This is a genomic window from Kitasatospora sp. GAS1066B (genome assembly GCF_041262605.1).
Lineage (GTDB): Bacteria > Actinomycetota > Actinomycetes > Streptomycetales > Streptomycetaceae > Kitasatospora.
The window spans coordinates 18,256-28,937 of sequence record NZ_JBGCCO010000060.1 but is presented as its reverse complement, the minus strand read 5'-3'; the positions used below and the strand labels follow the sequence as shown (position 1 = coordinate 28,937).

At 70.5% G+C, this 10,682-nt stretch carries 10 protein-coding genes and 1 pseudogene; 6 read left to right on the top strand and 5 right to left on the bottom strand.

The window, feature by feature from the left end:
• From ABH937_RS36935 to ABH937_RS36925, 3 genes are all read right to left on the bottom strand, one after another.
• The coding region (locus ABH937_RS36935; protein WP_370220759.1) for a hypothetical protein at window positions 1-985 on the bottom strand (985 nt) is incomplete at its 3' end.
• An 864-nt stretch (window positions 986-1,849) separates the two neighbouring features.
• Window positions 1,850-2,149, bottom strand: coding sequence for a hypothetical protein (locus ABH937_RS36930; protein WP_280694809.1), 300 nt, complete (start codon window positions 2,147-2,149; stop codon window positions 1,850-1,852).
• Entirely contained in the window at window positions 2,142-2,534 is a 393-nt protein-coding gene (locus tag ABH937_RS36925) for a hypothetical protein (RefSeq protein WP_370220758.1), read from the bottom strand. Before ABH937_RS36925 ends, ABH937_RS36930 begins: the two co-directional genes overlap by 8 nt.
• A 417-nt stretch (window positions 2,535-2,951) precedes the next feature.
• Between ABH937_RS36925 and ABH937_RS36920 the strand changes: the two genes are divergently transcribed.
• From ABH937_RS36920 to cas6e, 5 genes are read left to right on the top strand one after another with little or no spacing between them, the layout of a single operon-like run.
• Complete coding sequence (locus ABH937_RS36920) at window positions 2,952-4,511, top strand: type I-E CRISPR-associated protein Cse1/CasA (protein ID WP_280694807.1); 1,560 nt, start codon at window positions 2,952-2,954, stop codon at window positions 4,509-4,511.
• Window positions 4,493-5,044, top strand: a complete 552-nt coding sequence (locus ABH937_RS36915) for a type I-E CRISPR-associated protein Cse2/CasB (RefSeq protein ID WP_370220757.1) — start codon at window positions 4,493-4,495, stop codon at window positions 5,042-5,044. The genes ABH937_RS36920 and ABH937_RS36915 overlap by 19 nt, the downstream gene beginning before the upstream one ends.
• The gene (locus tag ABH937_RS36910) at window positions 5,041-6,396 is read left to right on the top strand and encodes a type I-E CRISPR-associated protein Cas7/Cse4/CasC (RefSeq protein ID WP_280694805.1); all 1,356 of its coding nucleotides are present in this window, start codon (window positions 5,041-5,043) and stop codon (window positions 6,394-6,396) included. Before ABH937_RS36915 ends, ABH937_RS36910 begins: the two co-directional genes overlap by 4 nt.
• Window positions 6,393-7,241 carry a type I-E CRISPR-associated protein Cas5/CasD gene (gene cas5e, locus ABH937_RS36905; RefSeq protein WP_280694804.1) on the top strand — a complete coding sequence of 283 codons (849 nt, stop codon included), beginning with the start codon at window positions 6,393-6,395 and terminating at the stop codon, window positions 7,239-7,241. The genes ABH937_RS36910 and cas5e overlap by 4 nt, the downstream gene beginning before the upstream one ends.
• Entirely contained in the window at window positions 7,238-7,942 is a 705-nt protein-coding gene (gene cas6e, locus ABH937_RS36900) for a type I-E CRISPR-associated protein Cas6/Cse3/CasE (protein ID WP_280694803.1), read from the top strand. The genes cas5e and cas6e overlap by 4 nt, the downstream gene beginning before the upstream one ends.
• A 1,280-nt stretch (window positions 7,943-9,222) precedes the next feature.
• Here cas6e and ABH937_RS36895 read toward each other — a convergent pair.
• A complete protein-coding gene (locus tag ABH937_RS36895) occupies window positions 9,223-9,354 on the bottom strand; it encodes a hypothetical protein (RefSeq protein WP_280694802.1) in 132 nt (43 codons plus the stop codon).
• 30 nt (window positions 9,355-9,384) lie between these two features.
• Between ABH937_RS36895 and ABH937_RS36890 the strand changes: the two genes are divergently transcribed.
• On the top strand, window positions 9,385-9,555 hold the full coding sequence (locus ABH937_RS36890) for a hypothetical protein (RefSeq protein WP_370147044.1): 171 nt from the start codon (window positions 9,385-9,387) through the stop codon (window positions 9,553-9,555).
• On the opposite strand, the pseudogene ABH937_RS36885 reads toward ABH937_RS36890, so the two are convergent.
• Window positions 9,512-10,054: pseudogene (locus tag ABH937_RS36885) on the bottom strand (hypothetical protein). The gene ABH937_RS36890 and the pseudogene ABH937_RS36885 sit on opposite strands and share 44 nt — an antisense overlap.
• Window positions 10,055-10,682: the final 628 nt, after the last annotated feature.

Genomic DNA, 10,682 nt, shown 5'->3' with positions numbered 1-10,682 from the left:
CATTGGGGGTGAAGGACACCGTCGCCTGACCAGCGCCCGCAGCACTCGCGTGCACCCCGGACGGGGCCGCCGGCGCCGGCGGCACCGCCACCCCGATCGGGGCGCTCAGGCCGGTGGCCGGGACGGTGGTCTGCGCGCCGCCACCGGCCGGCACCTCCACCACCCGATTGTGGCCGTAGTCGGCGATGAACAGGTCCCCGGCCGCGTCCACCGCCACCCCTGTCGGCTGGATCAGGCCGGTGCCGACGGTGCTCTGGGTGCCGCCGGCCGGTACCTTCACCACCCGATTGTTGCCGATGTCGGTGATGAAGACGTCCCCGGCCGCGTCCACCGCCACCCCGCCCGGGGCGTTCAGGCCGGTGGCCGGGACGGTGGTCTGGGTGCCGCCGGGCGTCACCTCCACCACCCGATTGTTGAACTGGTCGACGATGAACACGTCCCCGGCCGCGTCCACCGCCACCCCTTCCGGGCCGCTCAGGCCGGTGGCCGGGACGGTGGTCTGCGCGCCGCCACCGGCCGGCACCTCCACCACCCGATTGTTGCTGTAGTCGGCGATGAACACGTCACCGGCCGCGTCCACCGCCACATCGGCCGGGTTGCTCAGGCCGGTGCCGACGGTGTTCTGTGTGCCGCCGCCGGCCGGAACCTCCACCACCCGACTGTGGCTGTAGTCGGCGATGAACACGTCACCGGCCGCGTCCACCGCCACCCCTGTCGGGCCGCTCAGGCCGGTGGCCGGGACGGTGGTCTGGGTGCCGCCGGGCGTCACCTCCACCACCTGATTGTTGTTGACGTCGGCGATGAACAGCGGTGCGCTGCCCGGGACCGGGGCTGCGGCCGCGGCCGGGGTCGCGGTCAGCATCGTCAACCCCGCCCCACTCAGACACGCCGCCAGCAGCACCGACATCGAACGTCGCACAACCCTACGGCCGACCGGCGTACCGGGGACCGCGCCGGGCGCGCCCGCATTCACGTCATCGAACATGTCAACACTCCTGGAAGTAAAGGGGCCCCGGGCCGTGGACCGGCCGCGGAGAGAGCGGGAACAGCGCGCGGCACCACCGGGCCGGCGCCGAACTCAGGCCCGACCTGATCCCAGCCCCGCACAGGGCCGCGGTCCTGGCACGGGAGCGACAATGCACCCGTACCTGAGAAGCCATCACCACAACGCTCATGACGCCACCACCCACCCGACCGCCCACCCGGCCCACAGGGACCCCCGCCAACATCCACCGGGCCGTCCGCGGCGGCTGTCCTGGGAGTGTGACGGTGGCCCGTGCGCATGGTGCTGGTGGCTCGGTGCTGGCCGGGTGGGCGCCGTTCTGGCGCGGCTGTCCAGGTTGTCGGCGCGCGTTGGTTGGATGTCCTGCGGGATCGGTGCTTGCCGTTGGTCGGTGGTGTGATGTCCGGGTTGGTTTCTGGGCGGGCGAGGTGCCCGAGGTGACGCGGTGCTCTGGCGATCGGCGTGGGGCGGGTGCTGAGGGCATTGTGGGCTTGTGTTCTCTTGTTGTCGATGCGTGGGGCCGCCTGAACGACACACCGGTGATGACCCCGTCCCCGCCTCCCGGGCGCGCTGGTGTTCCCTCAACTCGCCGCCGGGTAACTGCCGAAGGAGGACTTTCCTCGCCTGGCCGCGTGCAGGCTGCTCGCGGCCTACGACCCGAACCAGTCGGCCGGCTGGCCGCCGCGACCGGTGAGGAGGCCGCGCTGGAGCGGGGTGAACTCGATGATGCCTCCCGGCTGGTGGATGCCACACTCGACTGCGTCCTCGACTCGGGGCAGCACATCGTGGTGCCAGGTGCGGAGCGTGCTGTTGACATACTCCCCGGCGTAGACGCGGGGATTCCCCTCAGCCTCGCGGCTGAGCCGCTGCGCGTGTCCGCTGCGGTCGGGATGCTTGGGCCAACCGCAGCCCGGTGACGCGGGCCATCAGGTCCAGCTTTGGAAGGTGTGCGTTCCGGCGCACGATCGGCAGCATCTGGTAGCGGCCGTCGGCTCCCATGCGGATCTCCTGGGAGGTCAGGTGCTGGGCGTACGGGTCGTGGGCGACCGCCGAGATCTTGAGGTGCTCGTGGCCGACCTCGCGCACGATGGTCTGCTGGCGCTCCAACGACAGGCTGCTGGCTCCGGGCACCGCGGTCTCAACCATCAGCCGGCCACCGGCGGTGAGGGCCCTCGCGCAACAGTCCAGGCAGGCGAGCTGCCGTTCCTGGGGGCAGTAGGAGGAAGGTGCTGGCCACCGTGTAGCTGGGCGGGTAGAGCTCGTGGACGGTGAAGGCGGTCATGTCGGCGATCCTCACCTGGGCAGGTCCCCGGCGGGACAGCGGGCGCTCGGTCATCTTCGGTGAGGCGTCCGGGCCGAGCACGCGGGTGCCGCGCCGGGCGAGCGGCAGCGCGATGCGGCCGGTGTCGACCCGAGCTCGGGCGCGTGGCCGCCGGCCGCCGGCCGCCAAGTGGTGCAGCGCGTCGGCGGTCAGCTCTTCGTCGAAGCCGAGCGCGTCACTGTCGTATGAGGCGGCCCAAACCGGTTCCACAGCCTCCCCTGGGCGTCGAAGTCGTTCAACGTCCTTACTCCTCCGTTGTCGTGGCGAGGGCCGGGCCCACCGAAGGCGAGGCCCGGCCCGGTGAACTGGTCGCGGATCAGGCGATCAGCGACCAGTGGGTGACGGTGATAAATCATGATCGGCTGGGGGCCCAGGTCATGCCGGCCCCGGAAGCTGGGGGCCTGTTGCGGGGGTCATGGAAAGGCAACCTGGGGACGCGGGGTCCTGGAGGAGTCACGGTGGCTTGCGCGAGGGGTGACCTGGGCGCGGCTGGGACTGGTTCGGGTGGGGGGTCGCCCTTTGGGATGACGTCACGTCATATACCGCGTCGGATGGCGTCTTCTGGCAGGACAGCACCCAACGGGACATGTATTGGGCAGCGACGGCCAGTGGAGAGGAGCGGCTCGGTTGCGATACGACGTGCGGGAACAGGCATGCATCCCCGTGGCGGGAGGCGGGCAGGGCGGCACGGGGGCGGCGCAGCGGGACATGCTGTCCGTGACGGAGGTTTTCCGCAGGTGTGAGGACGTCACGGCGGTGTACGGGGACACGCCTGGGGAGGGCGTGGCGCTCGTCGAGTGGCTCCTGGGCCTGGTCTATGCGGCAGGCCGGTATCCGCGGACCGAGGAGGAATGGGGGGTGTGGGTGCAGGAGCGCCGGTCGCTGGCGGGGGTCGCCGACTGGCTGGAGCAGCACCCCGGGTGCTGGGATCTGTTCGACCCGGTGGAACCGCTGGGGCAGAACGCGCTGCTGGCACCGCACTTGGATGCCCATGGGGTGGGGCCGGCCCAGTTGTTCATCGAACGCGCAGGTGACTACAGCCTGCACTTCGACCACCACCACCTGCATCACAATGTGCCGGTGGCGGCTGACGCGGCGTTTCGCGCGATGCTGACCCAGCATGTCTACGGGCTGGGCGGCAGGGCCAAGATCAAGGCCAAGGACATGGGCCTGCCGGCGGCGTTCACCAACAATGCGGTCTGCCGCTTGGGCGGGCGCCTGCGGGTCCTGGCGCTGGGGGACAGTCTGGGCGACACGCTGCGCCTGAATCTGGTCCCTTGGGAGGGTGAAGCGGGGAGCGTCAACTTGACCTGGACCGCAAGGGCGCGGCGGACCTTCGCCGCCGGCGGCCTTGCGGAGGCCCGGCTGCCGGAGGGCCCGGCGGACCTGCACACTGTGCTGGGCCGCTCGGTGATCATGCGGGCGGTGCGCCTGCCGGGCGGCGCGCTGGGGGTGGACCGCGTTCTTCTGGGCCCGGGGGAACTGCTTGGCGCCCTGCCCGCCCTCTACCTGCAGGACGCGCTCACCGGTGAGAACGCGACCGGCGCCACGGTCCTGCTCAAGCCGTCGGCGGTGCGCGACCTGTGGCGCAGCTGCCCGACGCTATACGCCGCCATCGCAGCCGGTGGCAGCGGCGGTCTCTACGGTCGCCTGGCCCGGCTGTCGCAGCGGCGGGTGGATCTGTGGATGGTGGGCATCATCGCCCGGCAGACGAAGGTCACCTCCTGGGCCTGCGACATCTTCCCCTACGCCGCCGGACGGCAGGAGGAGTTGCGTGAGGCCGCCGAGCGGTGCGAGCAGATCTGCGAGCACGCCGCCAAGGCTCTCTACGTCGCCGCGGCCACCGCACGCGAGATCGCCTACCCCTACACCAGCCCCAGCCCCAAGCCGGCTCAGCTGGCCCGTTTCAATGGCGAGCCGCAGATGTGGGCTTCAGCCGCTCCTGCCGTCCATGCCGTGCTTGAGTCCGTCGCCGAGGGGCGCTGCGCCAGCGACGTACTGGCAGATTTCGATCGAGAGGTCCGCGACCTGGCCTTCACGGCGCTGAAGGCCCGCCTGGGCAGCCTTTCGGTCTCAGGGCGCGCTTTGCAGGCCCGTGCCCGGTGCCTGGCGCGTTTTCGGCAGTTGCTGGATTGCCCGAAGGCCCCTGATCACCTGGGAGAGGATGCATGCGCGAGTTGCTGCTAGAGAAATCACCCGCTGCCCTGTTCACCGACTGGCTGTGCAACCTGGTCAGCGAGGAGCAGTTCACCATGCTCGCCGCCCTGCGCCGCCCTGGGGGCTTCAAGGGGCCGGGTTTCACGGCCGCGCACTTCGCTCCGCTGCCCACCCAGCAGCCGGTCTTCGAATACGTCGCGTTTCTGTTCGCCTGCTACCACGCCGAGCGCGGCGTACCCGATCGTGGCTACGGGGATATGGGAAGCGCCCTGCGCAGGGTCGGCTCGGGTGCCGGCCACGGCCCGGGCGACCCCGGTGCGGCCCGGCTGATGGACCGCTTGGTGACTTCCCACCACATCCCGCGCCGTCCTCTGCACCTGGCCATCGCACGGATCCGAACCGGCGGCACGATGCCGCCCTCGTGGACGCGGCTGACCGAAGACCTGTCCGTGTGGAAGGCGCGGGAGCCCTACGGACGCAACGTGCGCTACGACTGGGTCCGCTCCTTCTGCCTTCCGACACCTGCCCCTGTCCGTACACTCGCCACCGGAGGGTCCACGTGAGTACGCCCGACATCGCGCCGAACGGCCACCAGTACCTGTCCCTGCACCTGCTGGAGAGCCTGGTGGCGGTCCTGCCGGTGCGTGATGAGAACGGCCTGCCCAAGACGCTCCCCTTCGGTGGCTGCACCCGCACCATGATCACCTCCCAGGCGCGGCGCCGGGCCGAGCGCACCCACACGCGCACCCGCGCCAATGCCGGCCAAGGTCCGCTGGCCGGACACACCATGGGGGTGCGCACCCGCGAGTGGGCCAAGCTCACCGCCGCTGCCCTGAGCACCACCTATGGCTGGGAGGCCGAGCGGGCGCTGGCCACGGCCAAAGCGGTCCTGGAGGGGGTGGGTCTGAAGTTCGGCGACAGGCCCACAACGAAGGACCACACGAAGGTCCTCGTATTCGCGCCGCAGACCGCGGCCGACACCATCGCCGATCACCTGGCGGCCAATGCCATCCAGGTCAGCGCGTGGGTGGCCGACTACACCAAGGCCAAGGAAGCCGCCCCAGCGGGCAAGGCCAAAGGCAGGGGCAAGAAGGCCGGCATCGACAGCGCGAGCGAGCACGCCGAAGAGCCCAAGCCCTGCGCGGAGGAGAAGCTGCCCCCCTTGCCGAAGGACATCCGTACCGCCGTCCTGACGGCTCTTGCTCCCGGCGACGCCATCGACATCGCCCTCTACGGGCGCTTCCTGGCCGAGATCGCCGACTCCCCCAACGTGGACGGCGCGATCCAGAGCGGCCACGCCTTCACCGTGCACGCCGCCGAGCACATCGACGACTTCTACTCGGCGGCCGATGACGCCAAGCTGGACCGCAAGTCCCACGCCACCGCCCTGGGCCACCTCGAGGGCATGGATGACACCGGGGCGGGCATGACGGGCTACCAGTCCCTCATCAGCGGGACGTTCTACCGCCATGCCGCTCTGGACCGCTCCAAGCTGCGCGCGAATCTGATCAGCGCCGGCTTTGCGGCCGACAAGGTCGAGGCCGCCGCCGAAGCAGCCGAACGCGAGTTCGTCGACGCATTCGTCAACGCCATGCCGCGCGCCAAGACCAACACCACCGCCTCCAGCGGATCCTTGCCCAAATTCGTCCTCGCCTTCGAGGGCGCACGCCCTTTCAACTACGCCGGCGTGTTCGAGACGCCCATCGACGCGTACGAGGCCAGCGTGGCCTCCCTAAGAGCCACCACGCTGCTCCTGGACCAGCACACACTGGTCATGCGCAAGCGCGGCGACGTCAGCGCCGCACGCCTGCTGACCTACGACCTCGCCGTGTCGGCGCTGCTCGCAGAGCGGGCCACCGCCGGCCAGTTGCCCGGCGCCGAGGTCGAGAACACCGCGGAGTTGACGTGCCGATGACCTGCAGCGTGCTGCTCATGCGGCTGGCCGGCCCCCTGCAGTCATGGGGATCCGTGGGCCGATTCGACCACCGCGACACCCTCGCCCGCCCCACCAAATCCGGTGCCATCGGACTGGCCGCCGCCGCGCTGGGCCTGGAGCGCCACCACGACCTCGGGTGGCTGGCCGGGTTGCGTTTCGGCGTGCGGGCCGACCGGCCCGGCATCGCGGTGCGCGACTTCCAGGTCGCCGGGGGCGGCCCCTACCCGCTGCGCCCGCGCGACATGATCACCGATCCCCGGCGCGCCGACAAAGCCGCCGAGCCCCTGGAAGCCGCCACGGGAACGACTTTCGGCACCGGCACCGGCACCGCCCACTGGCTCGCGAACTGGTACGGCGCTCCCAAGGGCGTCGCCCCGGACCGCGACACCGGTGTCCTGACCGCCGCCAACACCACCACCCGAGACCCGCTGACCAGCAACCGCTGGTACCTGGCCGACGCCGCATTCGTCGCCGCACTCGAACACCCCGACCGGGTTCTGCTCGAGAAGCTCTCCCACGCCCTGGAGCATCCGGCACGGCTGCTGTGGCTGGGGCGCAAATCCTGCCCCCCGTGCGGCACGATCTCCGGCGGCGTCCATCCCGGCCCCCTCGAAAGCGTCCTGACAGCCACCGCCCTGCTGCCCAACGCCACCGCACAGCGACCGTGGACCTGGCTCGAGGCACACCCCAGCGCCTCGGGCGCCACCCAGATCAACGACCAGCCCATCACCTTCGATGCCCTGCAGCGCGCCTACGCCCCGCGCTGGGAGATCCGCACCCGCACCTTCCCCACCGCGACCATCGGATGGGACATCATCGCGTGAGCACCGCCCGCCTCATCACCCGCCACAGCATCCTGCCGCTCGACGCCCGTCATCCCCTGACCCAACGAGCCCTCCTCGACGCCCAGGACATGCACCGCCTGGTCATGTCCGGCTTCCGCGGCTGGGTCGCCGACGGACAGCGCGACGCGCGAGCCCAGATGGGCGTCCTGTCCACCTGGTCCGTCGACCTCAAGACCGACACCCTGCTGATCGTCGTCCAGTCCCGGATCACCCCTAACTGGACCACCATCCCCAAAACCGCCCTGCGCGCTCCCGTGACCACCCAGGCCATCGACCAGCGCATCCACGAGGGCGACACCTACACCTTTCGTACCGTCATCTGCCCCACCAGTACCCGGCGCGACGCTAAAACCGGTCAATCCACTCGCAAACGGCTGCCCCACACCCAGCCCGAACGCGTGCGCCAATGGATCGGACAACGCTTCCAAAACCCCGCAGAACCCGCTCACACCGCCACCGGCGTCCACCGCATCGGAGCCGCCGCCGATCCCGCCGCCCTCGCCGTCCGCATCCTGCCGCCGGTCGTCAGCGACCAGCACCAGGGCCTCAAGATCAGCCGCGCCGAGGTGTGCGGCACCCTGACCGTCACCGACCCCGACGCCTTCCTCGCCGCCTTGACCCAGGGCCTGGGCCGAGGACGCGCCTACAGCTGCGGCCTGCTGCTGACCCGCCCCGGATGATCAACCCGCCACCGACCAGCAGCGGCCCGCAAACCGCCGCTCAGCCGCGGCCACCGCCCCTACCACGCCGGCGCCCACGCTGCGCGCCCCACGACGAACCCCACGCTCTCACAAGTCGCCCCCGCCAGCCCGCTGGCCGAACGCCGCACCGCGCCGACCGGCAGAGCAGACGCGGCGGGGATGAACCAGGCACATGTATCTGGCCAACTCGCCCTGCCCCAGCAGGGACGTGGCCCGGCCAGCTGCCCGTCACCACCCGCCCTGCTGGCCGGCACCACCACCAACGACGCGCAGGAGCCCGCTCCGCGCGACACGGTACCGCGGTGCCTGACCGCTGCCCGGCCGGCCCGACGGCAGCGGTCAGGCCCACTCCTGCTTCGCACGACCCGAACCATCCGGCACGACCATGGCCGAGCGTTCGCCGGCGCGGCCGGCGGGAGCACACATGAGCAGCCGGCCACCGGGGCCACTTCGCCAACCGGGTGATCCACACGCTCGCCGCGTCACCCGGATCGCCAGGACTTCTCTCCCCAGTTGGGCCCGGGCCCGGTTGCTCCGCTGTGTGAAGAGCCTCCCCTGCCGGGACCGGGCCCGCCATGCCGCAGGCGGCTCACCCCTGCCTCTCCGAGCCGCTGGAAAGGAGGCAGGACCGTGGGACACGTACCCCAGGGTATGGGCCGAATCCGCTGGTGGTGGATTCGGCTGGTGACAGCGGACCAACCGGCAAGGTGCCTCTATTGGCCACCCCATGTCCCAGCGGGACCGCGCATGGTGAGAATGTACGATCAGGCCGGCGACTGCGCGGCGGTCCTGATCTGGCAGGTGTGTGACGCCTGTCGCTACGGCAGGATCAAGGCAATCTACCTGTGGGGCGGATGGCAGCGGCAAGGATACGGCCGCCTGCTGATCGAACGGGCCCTGCGCGAAGGCCCCGGCTACACCTGGATCACCACCCCTCAGACCCCAGCTGGTCGAGGCTTCTTCACCACGATAACCGCACATAACGGCACAGCATTCAGCGAGCACGACTGCGGCTGCGAGCACCTGCGCAAGCACCAGGTGGTTACGCCCGCCCCCACCCTCCCACGCGACAGACTCCCGGTCCTGGATCCTATGGATGCCACCGCCCGCAGCTGTGAACACCCGCAGCCGTCGCACGAGCCGAGCGCCCCGCCCGGCCAGAGCAGGCCTGTCCCTCGAAGTGACGTTCCCCCAAGGCCGGGAAGTTAGCGTTTTGGGTGTGGCTGCAAGGCAACGGACGCCGATGGCGCGGCTGCCGCCTAGCAGCTGGTGCGGACTCTCTTGACCAGCCCTTTTTCGGTCCAGCGGGCGAGTTGCCGGTAGGTGGTGACGAGGGTGACGTCACCGACGAGCTCGGCGATCTCTCTGGCCCGCCACTGCCGTTCGGGCACTTCCCGCAGCACGGCCAGAAGGGGTTCGTGGTGCTACCGAAACAGTGGATCGTCGAGCGGTTCTTCGCGCACCTGCTGCGATCCCGGCGCCTGGTGCGCGGCTTCGAGCACCGCACGGTCAGCGCCGAGGCGATGGTCCACTGGTCGATGACGCTGCTCATGAGTCGTCGCCTGGCCCGGCCACATCCTTCGCGAGCGTGAACCGGCCCAGTGCGGGCTCGGTCAGCCAGCCGCGGGCCACCAGGCGCTTCGCCTTCGACCGCAATGCCTCCACCCTGGCCGGCACCGCCTCCAGGCCGAAGCCGACAGTCAACTCTCGGCAGGTCAGCGGCCCTTGACCGAGCCGATCTCAGTCCGCGAGCGCGCGCAGGATGCGTTGGTAGTCCACCGACAACACCGACCAGGCCAGCCCCACGCGCCACACCGGCACCACCGTTCTCGGCTTCGCCGCATCCGCAGGCCCAGGCCGCACCGGCTGCGCATCCGCCTCTCGTGAAGCCCGGCAGGCCTGGGGCCCGGCAGGGCTGTCGCCCTCCGGAGCCAACACGGCGTCAACCCGCGTGCGGGCGATCGCCCACTCCTCCCACTCCCGCTCGGCCGCGGCCAACTCGGCCTGGATACGGTCGGCCTCCCGCAGCCCGTCCACACGACGACGAGCAGCACACTCACGCTCTTCCAGCAGCCCGACCACTGACGGCATTCACGACCTCCCCAGGGAACGACAGCCCGACAGGCCACAACTCCCACGAAAGCACCCGTTCTATGCCTGACCAGCGGAAACGCAGCGATCATGGTTGGAAAGACAACTCTGACAGGGGTCATCCCGCGCGTTGCGGGGCGGTTGGTCGAGCGGCCGGGAGAGTGAGGTTCCCCCAAGCTGCGGCACGCGTCGGGTCATCCCCGCGTGTGCGGGGCCGATCGGCCTGCGCGGCCGCCTGTTGCTGCCCACCGCACAGCCGTTCGCGGACGGGGCATGCCGGAAGGCAGTGTGTGGGCTGCGAACCGGAAGGCCGCTACCTGCCGAACTGTGACCATACCCCGTGGCGGCCTTGATGTCCTTCACGTCTGCCGGAGTGTCGAGGATAGTTGGACCAAGCGCGGTGCGACGCTGAAACGCCACCATCGCCAGACAGCCCCGGCTGGCCGGGCAGATCGCGGCCACGGCCACGGAGTTGGCCGCACGGGCTGCCGCGCGCACCCGGCGGGCGATGGCCATAACAGTCTGTCCGTTCACGGCGCTACCCGTGCTCATGGCGCTGCCGACCTGCGTCCACACCGCGAGGTGCACGGCGACCACCTGCTTTCGAGCGGACACCACGGCACACTGC